24 protein-coding genes are annotated in these 24,317 nt (G+C 56.7%); 6 read left to right on the forward strand and 18 right to left on the reverse strand.

Annotated features, from left to right (window positions below; genetic code table 11):
* From ACB032_RS16070 to ACB032_RS16130, 13 genes are all read right to left on the reverse strand, one after another.
* Positions 1 to 1,173 (reverse strand): glycosyltransferase family A protein, encoded by a 1,173-nt coding sequence (locus ACB032_RS16070; RefSeq protein ID WP_080602716.1) that lies wholly within the window; start codon positions 1,171 to 1,173, stop codon positions 1 to 3.
* A gap of 38 nt (positions 1,174 to 1,211) precedes the next feature.
* Positions 1,212 to 2,105, reverse strand: coding sequence for a methyltransferase domain-containing protein (locus tag ACB032_RS16075; protein WP_371138307.1), 894 nt, complete (start codon positions 2,103 to 2,105; stop codon positions 1,212 to 1,214).
* Positions 2,102 to 3,721, reverse strand: coding sequence for a glycosyltransferase family 9 protein (locus ACB032_RS16080; protein WP_371138308.1), 1,620 nt, complete (start codon positions 3,719 to 3,721; stop codon positions 2,102 to 2,104). The genes ACB032_RS16075 and ACB032_RS16080 overlap by 4 nt, the downstream gene beginning before the upstream one ends.
* 275 nt (positions 3,722 to 3,996) lie before the next feature.
* The gene (locus ACB032_RS16085) at positions 3,997 to 5,268 is read right to left on the reverse strand and encodes a hypothetical protein (RefSeq protein ID WP_371138309.1); all 1,272 of its coding nucleotides are present in this window, start codon (positions 5,266 to 5,268) and stop codon (positions 3,997 to 3,999) included.
* A 51-nt stretch (positions 5,269 to 5,319) separates the two neighbouring features.
* On the reverse strand, positions 5,320 to 7,641 hold the full coding sequence (locus ACB032_RS16090; protein WP_371138310.1) for a hypothetical protein: 2,322 nt from the start codon (positions 7,639 to 7,641) through the stop codon (positions 5,320 to 5,322).
* The gene (glf, locus tag ACB032_RS16095) at positions 7,614 to 8,786 is read right to left on the reverse strand and encodes a UDP-galactopyranose mutase (RefSeq protein ID WP_324012847.1); all 1,173 of its coding nucleotides are present in this window, start codon (positions 8,784 to 8,786) and stop codon (positions 7,614 to 7,616) included. Before glf ends, ACB032_RS16090 begins: the two co-directional genes overlap by 28 nt.
* Entirely contained in the window at positions 8,783 to 9,766 is a 984-nt protein-coding gene (locus tag ACB032_RS16100) for a glycosyltransferase family A protein (RefSeq protein ID WP_323963906.1), read from the reverse strand. Before ACB032_RS16100 ends, glf begins: the two co-directional genes overlap by 4 nt.
* Before the next feature lie 158 nt (positions 9,767 to 9,924).
* Positions 9,925 to 11,112 carry an acyl-CoA reductase gene (locus tag ACB032_RS16105; protein ID WP_371138340.1) on the reverse strand — a complete coding sequence of 396 codons (1,188 nt, stop codon included), beginning with the start codon at positions 11,110 to 11,112 and terminating at the stop codon, positions 9,925 to 9,927.
* Positions 11,109 to 12,167, reverse strand: coding sequence for an acyl-protein synthetase (locus ACB032_RS16110; protein ID WP_077096305.1), 1,059 nt, complete (start codon positions 12,165 to 12,167; stop codon positions 11,109 to 11,111). The genes ACB032_RS16105 and ACB032_RS16110 overlap by 4 nt, the downstream gene beginning before the upstream one ends.
* The gene (locus ACB032_RS16115) at positions 12,167 to 13,537 is read right to left on the reverse strand and encodes an AMP-binding protein (RefSeq protein ID WP_371138311.1); all 1,371 of its coding nucleotides are present in this window, start codon (positions 13,535 to 13,537) and stop codon (positions 12,167 to 12,169) included. The genes ACB032_RS16110 and ACB032_RS16115 overlap by 1 nt, the downstream gene beginning before the upstream one ends.
* Entirely contained in the window at positions 13,537 to 14,286 is a 750-nt protein-coding gene (locus ACB032_RS16120) for an SDR family NAD(P)-dependent oxidoreductase (protein ID WP_323963903.1), read from the reverse strand. Before ACB032_RS16120 ends, ACB032_RS16115 begins: the two co-directional genes overlap by 1 nt.
* Positions 14,286 to 14,519: an acyl carrier protein gene (locus ACB032_RS16125; RefSeq protein WP_005306726.1), complete on the reverse strand. Its 234-nt coding sequence runs from the start codon at positions 14,517 to 14,519 to the stop codon at positions 14,286 to 14,288. The genes ACB032_RS16120 and ACB032_RS16125 overlap by 1 nt, the downstream gene beginning before the upstream one ends.
* Entirely contained in the window at positions 14,516 to 15,052 is a 537-nt protein-coding gene (locus tag ACB032_RS16130; RefSeq protein WP_323963901.1) for a GNAT family protein, read from the reverse strand. The genes ACB032_RS16125 and ACB032_RS16130 overlap by 4 nt, the downstream gene beginning before the upstream one ends.
* Positions 15,053 to 15,216: 164 nt before the next feature.
* Between ACB032_RS16130 and pseF the strand changes: the two genes are divergently transcribed.
* Genes pseF through ACB032_RS16160 form a run of 6 tightly spaced genes read left to right on the forward strand, consistent with a single transcriptional unit; the run spans position 15,217 to position 19,884 of the window.
* Positions 15,217 to 15,912 carry a pseudaminic acid cytidylyltransferase gene (pseF, locus tag ACB032_RS16135; protein WP_371138312.1) on the forward strand — a complete coding sequence of 232 codons (696 nt, stop codon included), beginning with the start codon at positions 15,217 to 15,219 and terminating at the stop codon, positions 15,910 to 15,912.
* Positions 15,902 to 17,158 (forward strand): UDP-2,4-diacetamido-2,4,6-trideoxy-beta-L-altropyranose hydrolase, encoded by a 1,257-nt coding sequence (pseG, locus tag ACB032_RS16140; RefSeq protein WP_371138313.1) that lies wholly within the window; start codon positions 15,902 to 15,904, stop codon positions 17,156 to 17,158. The genes pseF and pseG overlap by 11 nt, the downstream gene beginning before the upstream one ends.
* Before the next feature lie 6 nt (positions 17,159 to 17,164).
* Positions 17,165 to 18,211 carry a pseudaminic acid synthase gene (gene pseI, locus ACB032_RS16145; protein WP_371138314.1) on the forward strand — a complete coding sequence of 349 codons (1,047 nt, stop codon included), beginning with the start codon at positions 17,165 to 17,167 and terminating at the stop codon, positions 18,209 to 18,211.
* Positions 18,204 to 19,499 (forward strand): motility associated factor glycosyltransferase family protein, encoded by a 1,296-nt coding sequence (locus ACB032_RS16150; protein ID WP_371138315.1) that lies wholly within the window; start codon positions 18,204 to 18,206, stop codon positions 19,497 to 19,499. The genes pseI and ACB032_RS16150 overlap by 8 nt, the downstream gene beginning before the upstream one ends.
* Positions 19,496 to 19,756 (forward strand): hypothetical protein, encoded by a 261-nt coding sequence (locus tag ACB032_RS16155; protein WP_041216862.1) that lies wholly within the window; start codon positions 19,496 to 19,498, stop codon positions 19,754 to 19,756. Before ACB032_RS16150 ends, ACB032_RS16155 begins: the two co-directional genes overlap by 4 nt.
* Positions 19,756 to 19,884 (forward strand): hypothetical protein, encoded by a 129-nt coding sequence (locus tag ACB032_RS16160; protein ID WP_371138316.1) that lies wholly within the window; start codon positions 19,756 to 19,758, stop codon positions 19,882 to 19,884. Before ACB032_RS16155 ends, ACB032_RS16160 begins: the two co-directional genes overlap by 1 nt.
* Here ACB032_RS16160 and ACB032_RS16165 read toward each other — a convergent pair.
* From ACB032_RS16165 to ACB032_RS16185, 5 genes are read right to left on the reverse strand one after another with little or no spacing between them, the layout of a single operon-like run.
* Positions 19,874 to 21,235 carry a DUF4910 domain-containing protein gene (locus ACB032_RS16165; RefSeq protein WP_371138317.1) on the reverse strand — a complete coding sequence of 454 codons (1,362 nt, stop codon included), beginning with the start codon at positions 21,233 to 21,235 and terminating at the stop codon, positions 19,874 to 19,876. The two genes, ACB032_RS16160 and ACB032_RS16165, sit on opposite strands and share 11 nt — an antisense overlap.
* On the reverse strand, positions 21,232 to 21,636 hold the full coding sequence (locus ACB032_RS16170; RefSeq protein WP_323963894.1) for a VOC family protein: 405 nt from the start codon (positions 21,634 to 21,636) through the stop codon (positions 21,232 to 21,234). The genes ACB032_RS16165 and ACB032_RS16170 overlap by 4 nt, the downstream gene beginning before the upstream one ends.
* On the reverse strand, positions 21,626 to 22,390 hold the full coding sequence (locus tag ACB032_RS16175; protein ID WP_371138318.1) for an AAC(3) family N-acetyltransferase: 765 nt from the start codon (positions 22,388 to 22,390) through the stop codon (positions 21,626 to 21,628). The genes ACB032_RS16170 and ACB032_RS16175 overlap by 11 nt, the downstream gene beginning before the upstream one ends.
* Positions 22,387 to 22,611 (reverse strand): acyl carrier protein, encoded by a 225-nt coding sequence (locus ACB032_RS16180; RefSeq protein WP_042879826.1) that lies wholly within the window; start codon positions 22,609 to 22,611, stop codon positions 22,387 to 22,389. The genes ACB032_RS16175 and ACB032_RS16180 overlap by 4 nt, the downstream gene beginning before the upstream one ends.
* Positions 22,604 to 24,286: an HAD-IIIC family phosphatase gene (locus ACB032_RS16185; RefSeq protein WP_371138319.1), complete on the reverse strand. Its 1,683-nt coding sequence runs from the start codon at positions 24,284 to 24,286 to the stop codon at positions 22,604 to 22,606. The genes ACB032_RS16180 and ACB032_RS16185 overlap by 8 nt, the downstream gene beginning before the upstream one ends.
* Between the last annotated feature and the right edge of the window lie 31 nt (positions 24,287 to 24,317).

Below are 24,317 nucleotides of genomic sequence, written 5' to 3' on the forward strand. Positions count from 1 at the left end.
CTAGCTATATAGCTGTATAATAGTCACTTGTAATTTCCTCAACTCAGCTTCGCTACTCACCTCATGTGTAATATCAGTAGAAAACTCTTTAGAGGCAATAATGAAGCATGTAAATCCCAGCTCTATTGCATCGCTGACCCGAACAACAGGAACTGAAACGCCATCAAAGACCAATTCTTGACCAGACAGAGCCTTATCTGTAAATAATGATGCGGTTATACCATGGTCACTCATGCAATTATAAAGGCGACAACCTATATCACCAGCCCCACAGATGACAAATTTAGGCTGTATATCTTTATCATCCAACCTTATAACTTCAATAATTTGTGCTAGACGTTTGTCCCATTTGTCATGATTTAGCTGTGCTTTGAAACCTTTAATATTAAACTTTATCAGTTTATACAATAAATTGATCCATTCTATAACCCCTGCATCATTGACAATATTTATTGCTTTACGAGATGTCTTATGAAATGGGATGAAATAATCTAGCCAATTTTTTCTATAAAAAGCAAAAAGATTTCGTTTAGCACTTATTCCAAATGGACCAAATTTTACCCAACCTTGATTTGAACGATTTAATTTCCCTAATGAGGCAAGATGCATAACCAGCGTCCAATCATCACCATGGAAACCCTGCTGATATATTTCTGGCCATTTGATAACACTGGATCTTCTATGAAGTCCATAGAAATGGGAGTTAGCATGCCAACATGAAAAAAACTTCAACATTCGCAATGCAACTCTATCTTGATCAAGCATCCAATCCCCCATCATTTCATCAGGTACTTTCTTCCCATCAAAAATTGTAGGGGATGTAGAGGAGACATATGAAGGATTATTATCTAAAAAATTGACGTGAATAGCTAAAAAATCAGGCGATCGTATATCATCAACAGCGGCCCACATAAAATATTCTCCGATAGATTTCTCCATCAGAAATTTAAAGTTGAATGCAGTCCCCATATTTTCTTGATGTCTAATATATGTTACTCGCTTATCGTGAGACTCATACTCTCGACAGATTTGCTCAGTCTTATCATTTGATGCATTATCTGATATGATAAGTTCAAAATCAGTGAATGTTTGTTCAAGCATTGCATTGAGACACTGTCTAATGATCTTTTCACCATTATAAACAGGTACGCCAATAGTAACCTTTGGTTTCATTTTAGTCGTCTTATAAAAGTACTATCTAGATAAAATATTTAAACAGTATAAATTCGCAAATCACTGACTTCGTTATTAAACTTACTACGAATCTCTGACTCTATTTCATCCTTGTATACGTATGAAGCAATAATAAAAACATTACAACCATTGTCCACTGCGACATCAATAGATACTACATCAATATATTTGTCAACATATATAGAAGTTATATTTTTATCTGTAACATAGTCGAATTTTATATCTGCACTCTTAAGACTATTTATAACCTCCACTCCTACTTCTCCAGCCCCACATATTGCTACCGAGCCATTGTCATTATGACGCAACTGAGCAATAAGATCTGGAAACCCAATTGAAAGTAGAGGTTCATTGGCTAACTTTTCTATTACAATTTCAATCTCATAGCATCCTTTAGCATGCTCTGCATTAGATATAGAGTAATCAAATCCAGTATCATTCTCTTGTAAACTACGGATTCTATACGTATTTATATCTAATGCGCTCTCAATATCAGCTATCAACTTTGCCGATGTATAAAACCGTAGATGTTCGCGGTTCCAGCGTGAAGGTAATGTCATTTTCCTTTCATAAAGAAATTGATGAGGAACAGTGATTATCAGATAACCCCCTATCTTAACCACCCGAAACCACTCCTTTAACGCCAATACCGGATCATCAACATGCTCAAGGCAATGACTGGAATGCACGGCATCTTGGCTAGATGTAGGAAAAGGTAATGTTAGGCCATCATAACCCGGAAAACCAATGTCGATAATAGTCGCATTGGGAACCACTGCAGGCCCTCTCCCCCCTCCAATATCAAGAATATGCCGTCCAGATAAGTATTTTTTATAAAAACCCATTTTAAGACGCTCAGCATGTGTCTTGGATGGCTCTCCACCTGGAAGGAAGGTATTATCCATATTCATTGGTTATTACTCCTAAGATATTCAAAAAAAGTCAATACTTTCCGTATAACAGAGTCAACATTTATTAGGCTGATACAATGTACATCACTTGCTTGGCAACAATCAGAGCAACCATCTAAACCATATTCAGGTTGAATGCTGATGAATGGTACACCCCATGGGCCAAAGCGTTTAGGAGAGTTAGCATGCCAGATATAACCGCCTATAGGGTGCTTTGATATTTCTACCACAGGAGTTTTCGCTGCAGCAGAAATATGCATAAGACCACTGTCATTACCAATATATAACTCTGACTCAGAGATTATTTTTGCAGACTCAAATAAAGACAAGCTACCGACTAGATTAATAGAGTTTGTTGTTTCCTCAACATAGATAGCATCATCAACAACATCCTTACCCCCAAGCAAAAGGAACTCATAGGTCGGATAGTAATGGCTGAGCTTATTTATAAGTTTAGAATAGGACTCTTTTGGCCAACGTCGATCTGGTGAGGCTGCCCCTAAGCCAATTACAAATCGCTGCTCTCTTGAGGCGTTCTGTTTAACAAAAGGAAGTTTTAGGCAACTAAATTTTTTGCTTTCTAATCCTAGCTGCTCGATAAACCAAAGCATTCTTGCCGTCTCATGCACCTCAAAAGGAGGAGAAAGACAATCTGTCAACATTTGGTCATATAACAGATTGTATCTGTGACAAAATGGTTCACTTTGAAATCCTATGCGGACAGGTATATTAAGTAATACCGCAAGAAAGCGTGATACGTTAGTATCAATACAATATCTTGGGAATAATGCTATATCACAGTTAGGCAAATTGTTTTTTATTCTGTCTAGGTCTTCAGCTAAGACATGGCCATGTTCATGATTGAAACGAGAACGCTTGTGCTCAGTTGGTAAATAGACGATGCCAGAATAGCGATCGTCATGCTCAAAGATAGACCTCATTGCCTCAGTTGTAACAAGAAACACATTCCTCGCACCGCTACTTAGCACGGACTCAAAAAAAGGTGTAGTAGTGATGACATCACCAATACATTCAACTTTAAAGATGACAACATTCTTTCCTCTCAAGTCACGTATTATAGGGGCAGGAATAACTTGTGAGAAATTCCCCATATTTAAAATCATAGCTGTCATTATCGATAAGTAGCTATCGATTTCGTCTTTTTGCTCCAGAGATAAGTTACCACTTATTTTATAACTATTTATCATGTTCAATAGTGGTTGCGGGCTACTTATCATTTTAGAAAGCATCTGCTCAAACTTTTCAAACAGATAAGCGACTAGAATTCGATTCTTTGAAACATGTATACCAGAGATTTGCCAAGGGTTAGGAAATACACTTTTTGGCTGTCGCATCACATAAATTTTCATACTACCTTCAATCGCCTGTAAGGCAACCAAATGAGCCAGCCATCTATTATTTGATTCAACAATAGATTCAATATAAAAATGGGCAAATCGTCCTGGAATAATTGCACTCGCCAGATAATTATCTGGCGTATCATAGTCATCTATTGAATATAACTTCCTTTTATCATAGCGTATCGATCCTGGATGGAAAATCCCTATAGTATTTGGCATATTACTTAAGGCTTCCAACTCACTGTCTTGTGGCAAGACAATAGCTCCATCATCTGAACATACAATTATGAAATCATAACTCTCGGCTGCTATTAATAAATCCCTACTCAGATTATCAATGCTACATACCTGGCACCTAGTATTAAACTCATGATAAAGAAAATCGGATATGTAACTTTCTAATCCTGTCGGCGTTATCCAGTAATCCCATTCGCGAGGCCAAGTCGATAAAAGCTGATCGATAACATGAGGTTTATTATATGAACAATTAAGGATTATTAAATATGAGCCCATATTATTCCGCCTTACAATTAAGTAATTATAGACTCGGTAGGGAGAAGAGATTTAACACCATCAATGATCCTCATGACGACATCAGGCTGTCCAGCTGATACACGAACATGCTCCCACTCAGGATAATCAAGATGCCAGTTCTCTCCATCGGAAGGCACCCATACCACGCTCTTGATACCATAGCCTGCAGCTATATGAGCACTAGCTGAACGAGGGGTGAGAACTAATGCTGCATGGCGAATGATACTCAACATTGTGATCTCATCACCAAGATAGGATGAATCGGCACCTAGATGATTATTTTTATCTTTACAACCTATTTCAACCTCATCACTTATATTAGCTCTGGCATTTACGGGTATATATGAACCTGTGAGCACTACAGGAAGTGGACAATGCTGAATAATATTTCGAAGTTGAGCAGGAGTAAGATTTGGTTGTGCCCAATTTGCAGTAGGCTGTAAAGCAATATATTTCCCTGAAACCAGCCCCGGTAATAGTGGCATGTCCGGCAAGTCTATTTTTGGTAGCTCATCAAAGTCCATACCTAAACCAAGGTAATATGAACCAAGATAATTTCCAGCTGGTGATGACTCTTTCTCTCGATGAAAAATAGCATAATTTTCTGGTAATGGGTAAGCACCCGAACCTAGATGAATAAGATGATCATTGTATGCGCGAACGATACTTGATAATGAATTATAGTAGACAGTGAGATTTGGATTCCTTCTTGCAAACTCTCTAGCAGCACTCAGAGCACATATCCTATCACCTAACCCCCACCCCGTCTCAACGATCACTTCCAATTTCATATTAACAACTGGATTGATATAATCAGGAACGTTAATACAACCAGGGCGTAGTTTGGCAATGTTTAGACAGTCTAACTCTTTTGATAACTCTTTTCTAAATACCCGATGAGAATATCCAGAACAAAGGTCTATTACCAAGAAATCATGTGGAGCAGACGTAAGTTCTAGAGTAATTTCACGATGATATTTAGTATTTGCCACTATAACTAAATCAGGTTTTATATCTTCCAATTCATCGTAGCTAAAAACTTGTAATCCATTACCAAACTTACCATGTTTTGCGCCGCTTTTATCTAAAGCCCCCAATACTTCAAAGCCAATAAAAAAGCCTCTATATACAAGATTAAAAACCAATTCACAATGTGGAGCGAAAATGACTTTCTTATTCTGCCATTGAAACGGTTCAACTTGATCATGGTAGTTTTTCGAAACAATGGCTGGTAAAGGAGATAAATATGTTTGTAACGTAAACGCCATGGGACCTCACATACCAACTAAAATTTACGATCAGAGCTTTTAATACTGTTGTTAAATCCTTATAGATAAATATGAAAATACACGAAAATCTTCACTGGCAGTGTATTCACTTTTTATATAAGACACGATTTCGTATGCATATGCTCGTGATGCAACCACAAAGCACTTTATATTTTGTAACTTTGCTTTTTCCAGTGTTATTACATCATGACCAGCAAGTTTGAAATTCGTTGTTATAGCCCTTCTATCAATTACACAGTTGATTCTGATACCATGGTTAACCAACAATTTATACACCGAAGACCCTAACTCACCGGCCCCATAAAGTGCTGTTTCTTTAATGCCGTGTTGCTGCAACTGTTGCAATAGATAAGGACCAACCTTCTCATCATCCTGACTAGACATCATTTCACCAATACTCTGAAGCTGTCCAGGAAATGCAAGTGCTACCACACCAGGATACCACCAGCACTTACGTACAAGAGGAAATACCCCTTCACACCCAATGTCAAACGCTCTAACACCACTATTGGTGATACTTAACAAGCCACTCACGTGTGCATCATCGATTAGGAACGCGCATTGGCCACCACTCAGAGGGACAGGCAAGGACTTCAGCATAGTCGCCTCCAACCAAGTCGGGTACTGCACTAACCGATAAAGTATCCCAAATAAATATTTACGTTCTAAAACATTTATACCATTTGATAACCAGTTATTATTTTTAGCTAAATGAGAGAATAATAACACAGCATCATGGAAACGCTCAAAATCTCTCCTCAGACCGACCTTAAATACTGGTTTTTTCACTGCAACCGGCAATATTTTTTCATTTTTAAATTTATAAGAACGCGTTGATGATAATAACCCATTCAGCAAAATTTCAGACAACTCAGGTGAATTCGCTATTACATCTGACCATGGTGAAGACGAACCAGGCTGAAACACATTTAGATGCTGAGACAATGAAAACTTCAATGCTCGCCTGTTGCTATAAAACATGAAATAATTTACATGATCAAGCGTAGCTACATTACATAAGTTGAATAGCAAGCTGCCACCACACCCCCAATCTAGAATTGCAGTTTCGGATGAGTTATCGACACCTTGTTGTTCAAGATAGGCCTGTAACCATACGCGCTGTTGTTGAAGATGATTCTCGATATCTATCTGCTTACATATGATCCAAGAATAAATATCAGACCATAGCGGTAATTCAATCAATTCTGCTAGAGTTTGGCTCATTATTGTAAGCCACTTTTTAGGAGCATCTAACCCAACGTCTTCAAATAGTTCACCAAGAGTATATCCACGGCGTTGAGCTAATGTGTGAAGTATCTCTGGCGACCATTTATTCTGTGATGGTAAAAAACTAGAACGTCGTGAAACAGCTAGCGTTTTGACAACCAAGTTGTGACCGGGTACTAATTTAATTAAATTGGAAATTATCTCACCTTCACGGAGCAAACAGAATATTTTTTGAACGCCTAGTTGCTGACAGCGTATAACAACCCATCTCGCGAATGAAAATAATACCGGTCCATAGATTAATCCACCCAGGCGTGAAAATAGCGAATTATCCTTAGTATTCCATATCCATAGCTTTCTGAGATACTCTAACTCATGGATCTGCAATGAACATAATCGTTGCTCATATCTAATTTGAGAAACATAGTCGTCACCTAATGAGGAATGAAAATACCGTACCCCAGCAGCAATAGCCATCTGCTCATCTGCAATCTTGTCATCACCAATGTGCAATATGGAATCTGCAGGGACTGACAGATGGTTCATGATATAAGGAAAAATATCTCCTCTACGTTTACTTAAGCCACGTTCACCAGAAACATAAATGGTCGAGATAGATAATCCAGGTTCATTTTCATGAAAGAACCGTAGAATTAATTCCGACTGCAAATACATATCAGATACAAGAATAAGCTCTCTATCGGTGTCCACGTACTGCAGTAACAATGCAATTAGAGAGCGATTCAAACGCCAATTTTTATATTCAAGGTCATTTTCTAACGCGAGCAATTTATCTGATGCAGCACTAGGCCAGCAAGCATAAATATCTGCCAGCATCACCTCTTGATGATGATAGCGTTTCATACTAACTTCTCTTGCTCTCTCTTCGGCCGCTTTGCGAAGAGCAACAAACGTCCAAAGATCATCATCAGGCCATAGTCCTTGTTGATGAGCTTGTCTTGCAAGAGATAGCCAGAATTGTTCGGGAGTCCCTGCAGCCCTGAAAATAAGAGTATCAAAGACATCACATGATATAATAGCAAGCCCTGGATGCTTCAAACATACTTCGAGCTCTCTCAAAAGCTCAGACTCTGTTGTCACCGGCATATCTCCAAACGTAGACATATTTTTTCGTAACAATACAGTGCATTCATAGCCGCATCATCCATATCAAAATAGCGATACTCGGCAAGGCGCCCCAAGGCAATCAGCTGCGGGAACCCGGTCAACTCATCACGACACGCTTGATAATGCTGTTTGGCCGCGTCGGTAAATAGCGGGTAGTAAGGCTCGAGCCCCTGTTCCGGCTGATAGTCACAGGGATATTCGTAAACAATGCTGGTACCGGGATGTACCTGCCCGCTGAAATGCTTGAACTCGGTGATCCGCGTGAAGGCTTCTTCATTCGGATAATTGACGGTAGTGACCGGTTGAAATTGTTCCTGCGCCAGATGGCGATGCTCAAAACGCAGTGAACGGTATGGCAGGTAATTCCCCTCTGCCGGCAACAGATGATCCAGCATCCCGGTATAGACCAAGGGGCCGTCAAACGGCTCGCCATCCAGCAGCACCCGCTTCTGCTGCCAATCCAGCCTGACGTGCTCTGCCATGGGGGTCGACAGCCTCACGTCAATCAGCGGATGCGCAAGCATGCGCTCAAACATGGCGGTATAGCCTGCGGCCGGCACCGCCTGCCAGGGGTCGGTGAAGTAGCGATCATCCCGACTGACCACCACGGGTACCCGCGCCGTCACCTCGGGGGAGATCTGCTCGGGCGGTACTCCCCACTGTTTGCTGGTGTAGTTGACGAACGCCTTCTGATAGATGAAATCCGCCAGTTCGCCCAGCAGGGGAGACTGCTCCTTGCGCAGTTCGAGGATCGGTACTCTGGCGCCATCCCCGAACCGGGTACGCAGGGCCTCAGTCATGGCGCTGGCCTTGTCGGCGGGGAAACAGCGCTCGATGCTGGTCAGGTTGAACGGGATAGGCACCAGTTGCCCATCGATGCGTGACAGCACGCGATGCTCGTAAGGCAACCACTCGGTAAACTGAGACAGGTAATCCCACACCTCCTTGCTGTCGGTATGGAAGAGGTGCGGCCCATAGCGATGGATCAGCACGCCATGCTCGTCATACTCGTCGAAGCAGTTGCCCCCGATATGGTCGCGCTGTTCCAGCACCAGTACCTTCCAGCCAAGCTGGCTGGCCATTCGTTCAGCCATGACGGCACCGGAGAGCCCGGCGCCAATGACGATTGCCTGATAACTCACGCCGCTTCTCCAAACAGTTGTTGCATGACCCGGACGGGATGGGCCCGCTGCGCCCACGCCAGTTGATGGCGCTCGTCGAAGAACCAGCCTGACGCCAACTCCGCAACCTCTACCACCGACTGCTCGATGAGCTGCGTGAAGCGGGCGACATCATCCTGCCGCAAAAAATAGAGCGCGGCAGAGTAGTAGTGATGGGCACGCCCCTGGGCAATGATCACCGGGTCCACGCCAAACGCAGCCGCATTGTCACAGGCGCGCAGCAGGTCGCGCAGCGACTGCTCACGGCGTTCTGCCGACTTGCGGGTCTGCCCGCCGAAGCTCTGGGTATGGAAGCGATAACGCCCCAACAGCTCGGGGACGAAATCCAGGGTGCCCGGATTGAGGGAGAGATTCAGGATGTGCCAGGGATAATCGAGAATGATCTTGCACCCTTCATCGATGGCATCAGCCATGCCGTCATAGCGGCGGAACATGATGGAGCTGGCATTGACGAAGACCCCGAAGCGGATCAGCGCCTCCCGCGTCATCACAGGTTCGAGGTAACGAGCATTGTAGTAATCGCGGGTGAAGAGCTTGATGCGCGCATCGGTCTCATCATCAAACATCTCCGCCTCGTGATAGCAAAGCGTGCAGCCGGGGTGTGCGTCCAGATAGTCGACCTGACGCTGCAGCTTGCCCGGCAAGGCCAGATCGTCGCCATCCACATAGGCAAGGTAGGCCCCTTTTGCTTCACCAAGCAGCCGCTTCTGGGTTCTGGCCAGCCCCATGTTCTGTTCGTTTTGCAGGGCCCGCAGGGCCGGCCACTGCCGTGCTAGCCGTTGCATGATGGACCAGGAGTCATCACTCGAGCCGTCATCAATAGCTATCACCTCGAACTCGAAATCCGTCTGCTGCTCGAGCAGGCTGAGCAGGCAGGGTTCGATGAAGCGCGCCAGATTGTAGACGGGCACCAATACGCTGACTTTCATAGGGAAATCCAAGGGAAAATGAATAGAAAAGAAGCGGATGGAAGAAAATGGGCAAGGCTACCGCACGGTCCCTGTCAACCCTTCTCCCTCTCTGTCAGGTTTTACTGCAAGAGGTATGCCTGACCAAGCTAATCCATTGAAGCTGCTGGATTTATGTGAGCCACACCCGATTATTCACGTCGGCTGAGGCCACGACTGCACAGTTGCAGCATGTCGATGCCATCCCAGTGCCATTCGAACGCGAGCGCCTGTCCCGGCGCCACCACCCGGTCAATCCGGCAGGTGGGAGCAGTCGGCAGCGCCGCTTCGACCTCGGCCCTGTCACCGCCGACCCAGACGCAGGTCTGCATGTCCCAGGGCTGTACCAGCAGCTCATTCAGGGTATCGGCCACAAATTCGGCAACTGTACCTCCTCCGACGTGTGCGAGCCGCAGCGCGCTCGCCGGAGTCAATAAGGTGACGCCGGACAAGCGGGTCACCTTCATTCCCCCCAGCTCGGCGGCATTTTGTTGACTGTGGATGAGCCTCTCCATCGCCAGGGAGGGATCGGCAGCAAAGGGGGCAAACAGGGCTTCCAGCAAGCGCCGGCGCAGCCCCTCGTCGGGCTCGCCCAGCCAGCAGAGGGTAGTTGGCGAGGCGCAGGCCTGCTGGTTGAAACGGGTGCAGTCCTGCTGCAGGGCAGCCAGCGTCAGTTGCCACTCCTGCGGATCCAGCCCGGCCAGCCAGCGACTGTCGAGCACCGCCATCGAGCGGCGATCCGGAAACACCACCTCCTGCGCCGTTGGTGCCAGGGGAATGGCCCGCACCTGGCGAATGGTCTCGTCGCCGCCCCAGATGATGCGCAGCCGGCAGCGCGCCGACAGCCAGGTTGTGATGCCCTCGTCGTGGTCATAGCGAATGAAGCGGGTACGGGCGGCGATCTCTTGCCATTCACCGAGGTCGAACAGTTCGTTGAGGATCGTCAACATGGCCTCCTGCTGCGGATCGCGGCGTGACGAAAGCCGCACCACGCAGGGGTTACCCATCAACAGAGCCACCAGCCAGGAGTAGAAGGCCACCGTCGGCACGTTGGAGGGCACCAGGTGAAAGGTGACCCCCAGCGGCCCCCGCCCCTGCAAGCGCTGCTGTTCTCTGGCCAGCTGACGGGGCCGCAGCCAGAAACCGAACGCAGCCAGATCAGGGTGACGACGACCCTCCTGTTGCAGGCGGGTCGACAGCGCCGCCACGAAGTCACAGATGACAGGGGCAAAGCAGGGCAGCGGCTGCGGGCAGAAGGTTTGCCAGCCCGCAGCCGGCGCCACGAAGCTGACCGCCGGCCCCTCCTGCCAGAGCCCGGTGGCCACCCCGGACGGGGTCATTGAAAGGTGTCGCTGCATCCCCTCACCTCGGCGCCGTGCTGGCGTCCCGCTACGTGAAAATAACGGCCATGGCGGCCACAAGGGCAGTCATCCTCCCCCAGCAGCACACCGAGATCCTCACTCAGCAGGCTGTGGCCGGGATAGCTGCCGGGAATGGCGGAGAGCACCTGCAGCAGGCCTGGGCTGCCAATCCCGAGCGGCTGATGGCTGAGCGGATCGCGCACCTGTACATCGGCAAACACGGGAGCATGCAAGTGACCCTGCTCGCACTCGACGAAGATGGAGCCCACCTGCTCCACCATGCCGTAGAAGTTGTGTACCCGGCCCAGCCCCAGCTGTTCCCGGCAGCGGGCCTTGAAGGCGGGATTGTCCACCGCCAGGTGCTGCAGCTTTTTCCAGCCGCCGCTGTGAAACAAAATACCCTGCGTCAGCGGCAGTTGCAGGCCGCGCTCGCGCAGCGGTTCCAGCAGGCATTGCCAGATCATGAAGGTGAAGCCGAACAGCAGCACCGGCTGGCCGGCATATTTGTCACAAAAAGCCTCTATCACCGGCCAGTTGGGCCGCATCTGCTCGTCGAGAGCATAGGTATGATCACGGCCGAGGAAAGAGAGCCCCAGCGCGCCCGCGCCGCGCGCCGAAAAGCCGCTGCGGTTCTGGATGAGGGCGGGTTGCTCCACCAGCAGCATGGGCAGGCGCTGCTTGCCGACAAACTCCTGCAGGATCTTCACCAGCACCTTGCTCTGCAGGGCGGCGGTCTCCCTGTCCAGCACGATCCGTGATGGTGAACCCGTGGTGCCCGACGAGGTGAGCACCTTGAACACCTCGCTCTGCGGCACGCTCTGCCACTGGGCTAGTTTGAACAGCCGGGCCGCCAGGTAGGGCAGCGCATCGTAGTCGGTCGCCGCGGCCGTCCAGCCGAAGGCTTGCAGCACATTGTCATAGGCCGTGCAGTGCGCCTGATGGTGCGCAGTCAGCGCGTTGAGCCGCGCCAGCAGCAGCGCCTGTTTGGCGGCCTGGGGCAGCGCGAAGACCGGTGCGCTCAGCAACTGCTCCATCACGCCTCCCCCGCCAGTCTGGCCAGGGCGGCATAGTCAATCTTGTGATTCGCGGTGCGCGGCAGTTGTGTCACCTGCACCACCTGCACCGCCCGCGGCGGGGACTGCAGCCACTGCGCCAGCTCGCGCTGCAAGCAGTTGGTCGTCAAGTCATCGCGGGGCTCGACAGCCACCAACAGGCAGTCGTCACGCCCGCCGCAGGCCCCCGTCCAGCCCCAACGATGGAGCTGGCTCTCGACCTCCGCCAGGCTGACCCGCTTGCCGAACAGCTTGAGAAAACGGCTGAGCCGGCCGCAGATGTAGTAGCGGCCCGCCTCGTCGCAACGGGCCAGGTCGCCGGTGGCCAGCTCCTGCAGCTGGGCACCCAGCGCCAGATCCTCAGCCGTGCCGGCGTAGCCCAGCATGACGTTGTCGCCGCGATAGACCAGCTCCCCCTCCCCGAGCTTGCCCCCCTCCAGCGCGCGCAAAGCGAACTGACCGCCGGGAATGGCACGACCGATGGCATCCGGATGAGCGGCCACCTCGGGCGCCGCCAGCCAGGCCATGCGGGCGGTGGCCTCGGTCTGGCCGTACATGACGAAGAAGCGCCGCTCCAGCCGCAGGGCCTGCTCGGCAAACTGCTGCGCCAGCGCGGGTTCGAGACGCCCACCTGCCTGGGTCAGGGTCTGCAACGAGGGGTAGCGGGCCCAGTCAAAGCGCAGTCGGGCCAGCATCTGGTAGGTAAAGGGCACCCCGGCAAAGCTGCTCACCTCGTGCAGATCGACCTGCTGCCAGAAGTCGCGCTCCAGCACGCTCCCTTCGTGCTGCACCAGGGAGGCGCCCACCAGCAGATGGCTGTTGAGCACCGACAGGCCGTAGGAGTAGTACAGCGGCAGGCTGGTGATGGCCCGCTCGGCCGTCGTCAGCGCCAGATAGTCGGCGATGGAGGTGGCGTTGGCAGCCAGATTGCGCCCCGACAGCCGCACCCACTTGGCGCTGCCGGTGCTGCCCGAAGTCGGCAGCAATACTGACAGTTCCGGGTGCAGGGTAGGCGTCGTCGCGGCAAGCCGCTCCAGCTGGCCGGCGTCATTGACCCGCCAGCTCACGCCAAACTGCCGGCAGCTGGCATCGTGCTGGCTCTCTGAGAGGGCGGGGTCTGCCAGCATCACGACATGCCCCAGCTTGAGCGCGGCCAGGTAGTGCAGCAGGTGGGCGGTGCGGGTGAAAAAGGGCAGATAGACCAGGCTGAGCTCGTCCGGATAGCTGGCCGCCAGCCGCGCCACCCGCCGTGCCAGCTCGCCGTAGGAGAGCCAGCCCTCTTGCGGGTCGCGCCAGGCCGGCGCCAGGTTGTCTTCCCGCAGGTGGGCGAGCAGTGCGTGCGCGTGATCCATCAGACCGTCATGCCTCCATCCACGCCGATGACCTGACCGGTCACATAGCTTGCCAGGTCGGAGGCGAGAAACAGCGCGACCTTGGCCACTTCGTCCGGCGTGCCGATGCGCCCCATGGCGATGCTGGCGAGTCGCTCGGCAAACTTGTCGTCCGGGATGGCGTGAGCCATCTCGGTGTCGATGAAGCCGGGGGCGATGGCATTGACCCGGATCCGGCTGGCGGCCAGCTCCTTGGCCAGCGACTGGGTGATGCCGATCACCGCCGCCTTGCTGCCGGCATAGCTGCAAAGGCCGGCGGCACCCACCCGCCCCATCAGGGAGGCCAAATTGATGATGCTGCCGCCACCGCTGCGCTGCATCAGGCGGGCGGCATACTGGCTGCAATAGACCACGCTGAAGGTGTTGTGACTGAAGGTCTGCTCCAGCTGGGCCTGATTGACCATGCCGAGCAGCCCCTCTTCCAGCATGCCGGCATTGTTGACCAGTACGTCCAGCTGGCGCGTCTGGGCAAACAGCTGCTGAAAGGCCTGCTTGACCGCCTGCGGCTGTGCCACGTCGACACAGAGCGGCTGACAAGGCACGCCGAACTCGGCGCCGAGCTCATTGGCCAGCCGGCTCATGGCCGCCTCGTCACGTCCCGCCAGCCACAGCTCGGCCCCCTGCGCGGCAAACAGCCGGGCAATGGCGAGCCCGATACCGCGCCCGGCACCGGTGATCAACACCCGCTTGCCTTGCAGCAGCCCCTGCATCAGAGGGCGACCCCGTACTTGGCGAGGATCTCCCGCGCCTTGGCGACCGAGCTCATGTCGATGATGTCATCGGTATCAAGCAGCACGCCGTAGCAATCCTCCAGCTGGGCGATCAGGCCCATGTGGGCGACGGAGTCCCACTGGGGAATGCTGTTGTAGGCCAGCTGGTCGCTGACGCTGCCGACATCGATGCCGAGGGCATCGGCAAAAACCTGTTCCAACGCTGTAGTCATCTGAAAAATCTCCGTAGCCGTTCTCGGGCGGCATAATAATCGGCGGGCTGCAGTTCGAGGGCGATGAAGTCGCCCTGTTGCCCCTGTTGGCGATAGCCGAGCTGTGCATTGAGGCGCAGGGCGGCGTCGTTGCCGATGCGCACCAGGGTGCGGATGCAGCCGAGCTCGAAGGTATCGAAACCCTGATCGAGCTGTGACAGGGCGGCGGCGACGGCCAGCATGGGGTGGCGCACGCTGGAGCGGCCCAGATAGAGGCCGGCATCGGCCACCGGCTGCCCCTGCAGCGATTGCCGCGCCTCCCCTTTCAGGTTGACGTAGCCGGCCCGCAGGCCGCGGCACCAGAGCACCCAGTGCTGCTGGTCAGACCGTTCCAGGCTGCTGACGAACCACTGCCGTTGCTGGCGGGGGGAGATGAGTGCCTGCTCCACCATCTGCAACCGCACCTCGTCCTGGTTGCGCCAGCGTCGCAGGGTGGGCAGATCCCAGGGCTGGAGCGGGCGCAATTCGACACCATAACTCATGTTCAATACCAATGACGTCCCATCACTTGCCCATGTTATCGACCATCGCCGGGCAATTCCGTAGCAAAGCTCAATAATATAAGATGAAAACTCGGTATAATCTCAAAAATAATCAACGAGTTGTCATCAATTATCCGGCCCGGCGACCACGTCGGGCTCCTCAGGGAGAGAGCATCATGGCCATCGCCATCATCCCGGCACGGGGCGGCAGCAAGCGCATTCCCCGCAAGAACATCCGTCCCTTCTGCGGCTTGCCCATGATTGCCTACGCCATTGAGGCGGCCAGAGACTCGGGCTGTTTCAGTCGGGTGGTGGTCTCCACCGATGACCCGGAGATCGCCGAGGTGGCCCGTCGCCTCGGGGCTGACGTGCCCTTCCTGCGGGGCGCTGCGCTGGCCGATGACCATACCGGCACCACCCCTGTGGTGATCGACACCATCCAGCGGCTCGACCAGCTCGGCATCCAGACAGAGCACTACTGCTGCATCTATGCCACCGTGCCGCTGATCCAGGCTGCCGACCTGCGCGCCGCCCACGCTCGCCTGCTCGCCAGCCAGGCTCCCTTCGTCTATACGGTGGCCGAATTCGGCTTCCCGATCCAGCGGGCGGTACGCATGGACGAACAGGGCCGGGTCACGCCGTTCTGGCCGGAGCAGATGGCGAAACGCTCCCAGGATCTGGAGCCCGCCTATCAGGATGCCGGCCAGTTCTACTGGGGCAGTCGCGCGGCCTGGCTGGGAGGGATCAGCCCGGTGGGGGGAGAGGGGATCGGCCACATATTGCCGCGGCATAGGGTGGTCGACATCGACACGCCGGAAGATTGGCACCTGGCCGAACTGCTCTATCAAGTGCTGGCCCAAGATGACGTTTAAAGTTGCCTTCCGGCTCGACGCCGGCGCCGATATTGGTCTGGGCCACCTGATGCGCTGTCTGGCCATCGCCGATCGGCTGCACGCCGCCGGGGCCGAGTGCCACTTCCTCTGCCACGATCTACCGGCGCACCTGCTGGCGCTGCTGCGGCCCCATCACCATCATCCCCTGAGCGCGCTCGATGACGCCGGCGCCCTGCCCCGCCTGCAGCCCGACTGGCTGATCGTCGACCACTACCGGATTGACCGGCGGCTCGAAACCCAGCTGGCCGCCCACTGCGGCCGCGTGCTGGTGATCGATGATCTGGCCGACCGACCGCACCACTGCCAACTGCTGCTGGATCAGGGCCCCTTGCGCCGCGCCGCCGATTACCAGCCGCTCACCCCCGCCGATTGTCGGCTGCTGCTGGGCACCGACTATGCCCTGCTGCGCCCCGCCTATCGCCAGCTGGCGCGGCCACACACCAGTCAGTGGCAACGGGGCCTTGTCTGCTTTGGCGGCGCCGACCCGGCCGGCGCCTGCCTCATCACCCTCAACAGCCTAGCCCGGCTGCCCTGGGCCCGCACCATCCAGTGGACCCTGGTGGCGGGCGGCGCCAATCCCTTCTGGCCCGAGCTGGAGCAGAGAGTGGCCGAACTGAGCGGCCTCAACCTGGTGCTGCTGCGCCAGAGCGACCAGATGGCCGACCTGATGAGCCGGCACGACTTCGCCATCGGCGCCGCCGGCGGCATGACCTGGGAGCGGGCCTGTCTCGGCCTGCCGACCCTGGCGGTGCCCATCGTCGACAACCAGCAGTTCAACGACCAGGTGATCGCCCGCTTTCAGCTGGCCGAGCGGCTGACCCTGAGCGAGCTGGCCGAGCCTGAGCGGCTGCTGCAAGCTCTGCAACGGCTGGAACAACAGTCAGACGACTACCGCCGCCGTGGCCAGCAGCAGGTGGACGGGCTGGGGCTGGATCGGCTCACCGCCCGGTTGCTGCAACAATCGGATTATCAGCTGTTACCAGATGGCCAACAGTGGCAACTACGCCATGATGACAAACTGCTGCTCACCCTGACGCTGAACGGCCAGCGGCTGACATGGCAAGCCGCCCGGCCACTTCAGCCCACGGAGTGGCAAGAGCTGGCACATCGCTTGCAGACAATTCTCTCCCAATTTCCCCTCTATCTTGCCGAGCCACCGCAGATAGCGCCCCCTGCCCCCTGGCAGCCGGCGCCGCAAGGCTGGCAACTTGGCACAGGAGTCTGAACACAGATGCAGATCGCCCATCAATCCATCGGCCCGGCGCAGGCTCCCTATGTGATCGCCGAGCTGTCGGCCAACCACAACGGCAACCTGGAGCGTGCATTGGCCATCATGACCGCCGCCAAGGAGGCCGGGGCCAGTGCGGTCAAGCTGCAGACCTACCGGCCCGACACCATCACCCTCAACAGTGACAGACCCGAGTTCCAGATCCACGGCGGCTTGTGGGATGGCCACAACCTCTATGACCTCTATGAGTGGGCGCACACCCCCTGGGAGTGGCATCAGGCCCTGTTTGCCAAGGGGCGCGAGCTGGGCCTGACGGTCTTCAGCAGTCCGTTCGACTTCAGCGCGGTGGATCTGTTGGAATCCCTCGACTGCCCGACCTACAAGATCGCCTCCTTCGAGCTGGTGGACTTGCCGCTCATCCGCTATGCCGCCCAGACCGGCAAGCCGCTCATCATGTCCACCGGCATGGCGAACGAGGCCGAGATCGCCGCCGCGGTCGAGATGGCACTCAAGCACGGCAACGGCCAGCTGGCCCTGTTGCACTGCGTCAGCGGCTATCCGGCGCCTGCAGCCGAATACAACCTGCGTACCATCCCCATGTTGCGCCAGCGTTTCGGGGTCGAGGTGGGGCTCTCCGATCACACCCTGGGATCGGCCACGGCCATCGCCGCCACCGCGCTCGGGGCCACTCTCATCGAGAAGCACTTCACCCTGGCCCGCGCCGACGGCGGGCCGGATTGCGCCTTCTCCATGGAACCGGCCGAACTCACCGAGCTGGTAGCCTCGGTCAACACCGCCCATGCCGCCCTCGGGGTAGCCGACTACCAGCTCACCGCCAGTGAACAGGGCAACCGCGCGTTTCGCCGCTCCCTCTATCTGGTCAAGGAGATGGCCGCCGGCGAGGTGCTCACCGCAGCGCACATCAAGTCGGTGCGCCCCGCCCTCGGCCTGCCCCCCGCCGATTACGATCGGCTCATCGGCAAGCGGGTCAACCGCAGCTTGAGTGCCAATCAACCGCTGAGCTGGGAGTGGATCGACAACGATGAGTGATGATCTCTTCAACCAGCACGGCAGGCTCATCAGCCAGCGCTGGCCCGCCCTCTGGCCCCGCCTGCTGGCACAGGACGTGGAAAGCCTGCCGGTCGAGCTGACCGAAGGGCTCGGCTCCACCCTCAGCCTCCACGGCATCCAGCTCACCAGCCGGCACGACCGGGTGAAGGAAGCCGAGCTGCAGGCCGCCAGCCTGCCCGAGCAGCCGGTGCTGCACCTCTACGGCGCCGGGCTCGGCGATCTGCCGCGCACCCTGCTGGGGCGCAGCAGCCTCAAGCGGCTGGAAGTGAAGATCATGAATGGCGCCCTGTTTGCCCTGGTGCTGCGGCTGCTGGACCAGCAGGACTGGCTGGCTGACCCCAGGATCGAGCTGATGATGGCCGGCGACGAAGGGGAGGTGCGGCTGCCCTTCTTCGCCCTGCCGCCCGAGCTGCTGCTGGTGGAAGATGCCGCCGCCCGCATCCGCGACCGGCTGGTGAGTGAAATAGACTTGCCGTTCGCCCGGGCCAGGTTCGACGCCGAGCACCCCGACGTCACTAGGCGGCTGGCCGAAAACCGCGATCTGCTGGCCGGCGACGGCGATGTGGCGTCCCTGTTTGGTCTGGCTCAGGGCAAGCAGGCCCTGATCGTGGCGAGCGGCCCAACCCTGCAGCACAACCTGACCACCCTGCAGGCCCAGTTGCAGCGCCGTCGGCAGGACTACCTGCTGATCAGCGTCGATACCGCACTGGCGTTTTTGCTTGGCCATGGCATCCGGCCCGACATCGTCGTCACCATAGATGACGCCATCGACGGCAACCGGCTGCCCGCCGCCCAGTCGGCCCAGACCACCCTGGTCTATTACCCCACGGTTCCCACGGCAGCCCTGCTGGCCTGGCAGGGGCCACGCAAGACCGCCTACTCCCGCAGCCCCATGTATCAGCAGCTGCGACAGACGCTCCCCAAGGGCGTGCTGCACTCGGGCGGCAGCGTCATTCATCCCGCGGTGGATCTCGCCGTGCAGATGGGTTGCCGCCAGGTCATCCTGCTGGGCACTGACTTCGCCTTTCCCGGCGAGCTCACCCACTCGGGCTGGGCCGACGGTGCGCTCGGCCCTAGCGCTGCGCTGGCACTCAGCTGGGCCCTCGACGGCCATGGCCGGCGGGTCAAGACCAATCCGAACTTTTCCGCCTACCGCACCGAGCTCGAGCGCTACATAGCGCGCCACCCCGAGGTGCAGTTCTGGAACTGCAGCCGGGAAGGGGCGGAAATCGCCGGCTGCCGCTATCACCCGGAGTACGTGCAATGAAAAACGGCCAGATCACCCGCCTCACCGCCCTGGCGCACCAGTTTCGGCTGGGGCAGTCGGTCGCCGCGAGTCAGGCATTGCCGGAACTGCTGCAAGCGGTGCTCACCGAGCAGGGCAACCTGCCACCCGGACTGGTGGCCGCCCTGCTGCAGTGCCAGGAGCGCCAGGACTGGCTGGGGCTGGCCGACTACCTCGAATATGAAGTGGTGCACTGCCTGTCGACCCCGACCGGCGACACCACCACAGGAGACCATTGATGATCAAGGCCATGTCCAACGCCTCCGAGCAGGAGCTGTCACTCCGCCAGACCTTCAGCGAGTTGCTGCACGCCAGCCCGCTGCCTGCGGCCGAGCTGGTGATTACCCAGATCCAGCCTATCTGGTGATCGAGTAGTCCGGTTGCGGGCTGAGGCGACGCAGCAGCCCGGCCTCCAGCAGCATCCGCGCCAGCGGCTCCACCCGCCAGAACGGCGCCCCTATGGTCTCGGCGATCTCGAACAGGGTCAGCTTGCCGTCGCTGTAGGCCAGCAGATTCATCATCTCCCGTACCTGCCAGCCCGAATAGCGGGTCGACAAGTCCGGGTAGAGGCCCCGCTTGCCGAGCTGGGGTTCGCCCAGCACGGTGACCTCGCAGCGCTCGTCCAGCTCCAGACACTCGATGGCCCGGCGCAGCGCCATGAAGCCGCCGGCCAGCCCAGCCGGCGTCACCAGCGAGAGATCATCGAGCGAGGTGTGGTACTCGGCATAACAGCCGTATCGGCTGCGCATCACCGAGGTGACCGGCAGATCGATGCCGGGCGCGCACAGCTGCCGCTCGTTGGAGCCCCGCTCCAGGAAGCTGTAGGCATGGTAGCCAGGAGCCAGATGACCCAGCACATGGCGACCAATGCGATCCGCCAGCGTGTTGCCTTGGCGTGAGGGCAGGAAGGAGTAACTGCGATCATCGCCAAGACAGGTCAGATTGAACCCGGCCAGGGTGCGCTGCTTGAGCTGATCCAGATGGCGGGAGAGATAGACGATGGCCCCCAGGGTTTCAGGCACCAGCATCAGTCGGTAGCTGTAACGTCGTGTGGGCAGTGACGCCAGCCAGGCCATCAGGAAGACGCCGACACAGGGGCCGGAGAGCTCGTTGTTGGCCATGGAGGGGTGACAGGTGTAGCTCGACAGCAGGATCTCCTGCTCGCTCTCCCCCGGCAGCACCCAGTCGCCATAGGTGAGCGAGCCCGGTGCCAGGGTGGCATCGATCACCACCTGATATTCCCCCTCCGGCAGCGCCTCACGCAGCCGATGGGGCAGACAGAAACCCCAGCGGCGCTTGTAGTAGGAGGTCACATAGGGAATAGCATCCGGCTGCTCGGGCAGAGAGTGGAGATGGGGCTGCAGCTCGGCCAGCGAGAGGGTGCAGCGCACCGGCTCCGAGTAGCCGACCAGATGCAGGTTGTGGTCCTGAAAATCCACCACCCTGCGTCCATCCGGCCCCACTATGTAGGCCTCCCGCACGTTCCACTCGTCAGGCACGGTCCAGTCGAAACACTCGGTGCCGCTGGCCACTTCATGGATCTGCAGCTCGGGCAGGCAATGCTCGCGCCACAGGGCCAGCGACTGCCGAACCCCGTCCCCGGTCAGGCTGCGGTTGAGTGGAAACTGCAGGGTAAGCAGCCGATGCAGCTGTTCACCGATCTGTGCCTGGTCGTCCCAGTCGGTGGGCAGATAGCCGCTCTTGGGTGAAAAACTCATGGGGTGGGTGCCTCGATCAATTCGACAATGTGGCCAAGGGGGCTCAGGAAAAACTGGACGTGGGCGCCGCCAAAGGCGATGGCAGGCTGGCTGGGCCCGAGGGGCAGGTGGCGCTGTGTGCGCAGCCGTTCGGCACTCTCCTGCAGGTTGTTCACCCGATAGGCAAGGTGGTTGATGACGTTGCGCCGGGTCTTGAGCACCTGGGCGACCGGGCTCTCTTCGCCGGCCGGGGCGACCAGCTCGTAGCAGAGGCCATGGTCGTCATGCGCGAACTGCACCCAGACCCGTTGCAGCGGATCTTCCACCGCCGCCGAGAAGCGGCTCAGCCCCAGCACGTCGCGGCAATAGGCCACACCGCTCGCCAGGTCCGGCACCACCAGTCCGAGGTGATCAAACTGCATGGGGTTCTCCTCCCGCCCGGATCAGGGCGTATGGGGCCGCCGCCAGCAACTCGCTGGCAGCCAGGATGAAGTCGCGACACGACACAGCCCAGACCGGCACCCGCTGGCACAGCGTCTGGCGCCAGGCGCCCCGCTCCTGCAACAGGGCCACCAGCCGGGAGAGGTCGATTTCGCTGGCCAGCGACAGGTCGCGCACATAGTAATCCGCCTGCCACTCCCGCACGCGGCCATCGACGCGCACCTGACCCGCAAACATCTTGTGATAGCGATAAGAGACGGCCAGCCGCTGCTCCACGTAGTGGGTGAAGGTGATGCGGTCGGGGTGGCAACCCAGCCCCAGCAGCCAGCCGTCCTGCTCCGCCAGCCAGCCGAACGGGCTCTCCTGACCGAAACAGTCGTGACACTCCCGGGCTACCAGCGCAGGTCCCTGCGGGCCGCTGATCGCCATGCTGAAGACGGGATCCCGCGTGCGTACCACCCCTTCGCGCTGGCGGAACAGCTCCGTCATCAAGCCCACCTTGCTCGGGGTCTGCGCAGGGTCGAAGCACTCGTCCGCCATCGGGCTGTAACTGAAGGTCGGCACCAGCAGGTGTCCGCCCAGCCACTGCTCCAGGCATGTCCAGAAAGCCGCGATGCCTGCGGCGTTGCCCATGCCGGCAAACTGGGCCACCACCATGGCATCCGAGTGCACCATCAGGACGCCGCCTCTGGGGATCCCCAGCTCGGTCAGCGCCTGCTCGAGTGCCTGTTTCACACGGCAACCCCTTTGCGCAGCAGGGCTTGCTGGATGTCGGTCAGACTCTTCAACTCGGCCAGCTCGTGCGGCTCGAACCGCACGGCATAGTGCTGTTCGACCAGCAACAGCAGGTTGAAGTGACCCAGAGAATCCCACTCGGGAAAACTGCCGAGGGCAGACTGTGCATTGACGCTGGCCTGGGGGAACTGCTGGTGTGCCAGCGCGATAAGGTCATTCATTGGCATAGAACTCCAAAAACGGGAGAGAAAGAGAGCAGAGATCAAGCGTGAGGAACAGCTCGTCCGCCAGCGGCAGCAACCCCGCTGGAGTGGTTATCGGCCGGGTTGGCAGGCTCGCCAGAAAATCCCGGGCCGGCTGGTTGCGGGTGGTGGCAACCAGGCTGATGACCAGCTCGGTCACGCCTTGCGTCCGCAGATGGTTTGCCAGTTGCGCCAGCAGCCAGTATTCAAAGCCGCGCCCCAGCACCCGGCAGCTGATGGCCAGGGTATCCAGCAGCGCCCTGCCCTCCTCGAACGGGCGCACCACCAGCAGCGCCGTCATGCCGTGATCGGCGAATCGGTCTCGCAGGCCGGCCAGCCAGACGTCGCTCCCCTCGCTGGCCAGCCGGGCCAGTTCCGCCGCCTGATAGCGGCGGCCGGAGAGGTTGAACTGATTGGTCTTCTGGCTGAGCTGCTCGGCTCGCAACTGGTTGCCCGGGGAGAGCGGCTGCCAGTCGGCCTGCAGCGCCAATTGCCGCAGAAAGGCGTGCTCGTCGCCCAGTTGCCGGCGCACCGCCTCGGCCTCGGCCTGGGCCTGATAGGAGTGCTGCCGCAGGCCGTCATCCCGACTCTGGTGGCGACTGCACAGAGCCGGCAACGTCAGCAGGGCATCCGGCCAGCTCCAGAGATCGGCCGGCGGGGTCATCACCATCACCTCGGGGCAGTTGGCCCGCACCTCGGCCCGCTCCAGCTCGCTGTCATCCCAGAAGACCAGGCTGTCCAGCCCGACATTGAGGCGGGCGGCCAGCCGCCGCAGCCCCTGGGATTTTGGCTCCCAGCCGATCTCGGCGGCGGAGATCTGCGCCCGTGTCAGCACCATGCCCGGATGCGCGTCAAACAGCCGCCACACATCGTCCGCCAGATTCTTGGAGCAGAGCGCCAGCACTATGCCCTGCCCGTGCCAGTGGCTGGCCGCCTGCTGGAAGGCCTGGTAGAGCCGGCCCATCCCGTCCTGTCCCAACAGGACGCCGCCGACACCGTCTTCGCCGACCACGCCGCCCCACAGGGTATTGTCGCAGTCGAGCACCAGCACCTTGTGGGCGGGTCGCTGCAACCGCTGCAGCAAGGGGAGAATCCACTGCGCCAGGCTGGCCAGACCGGCCATGGAGAAGGGGCAGGACATCAGATAGAGGTTGCGCCGATCGAAGCAGTGCTGGCGGCCATGCTGTTGCAGCCAGAGCGGCAGGTGCAGGTCGTCCAGGCTGGGTTGCTGCAGGCGCAGGCGGGCCATCTGCTGCTCGAACGCACTGGCCAGCGCGGCGAGCACGGCAGGGGCCGGGCCATAGACACAGAGCGGGGCATGGCTGCAGGCCCCCACCAGCAGATGATCCTGCGGGCGGCGCTGCAGATGCTGCAACAGAGGCTGGCAGAGCGCGTCGACGAAGGCCGCAACCGCCAGCTGCTGCTCGTCCTGCGCCAGACGGCCCCACTCCTGCAGGGTCCGGGCGGGCACCAGATCTTCCCACAGCCAGATGATGATGTGGGTCCCGGCCGCAGCCTCGGCGCTCTGATGCATCAGGGTCTGCAACCACTGGCCGTGGGGAGCCACCTGCACTTCGCCGTATTCAGCCAGGGGTCGCCAGGCGAGATTGCCCGGCATCAAGAACGAACTGCCACTGAGATGAAGCATGGTCATCACCTTCCCCACTGCGCTACCGGAACCATCC

It is taken from the genome of Aeromonas sp. S5(2024) (assembly GCF_041403025.1).
GTDB lineage: Bacteria > Pseudomonadota > Gammaproteobacteria > Enterobacterales > Aeromonadaceae > Aeromonas > Aeromonas hydrophila.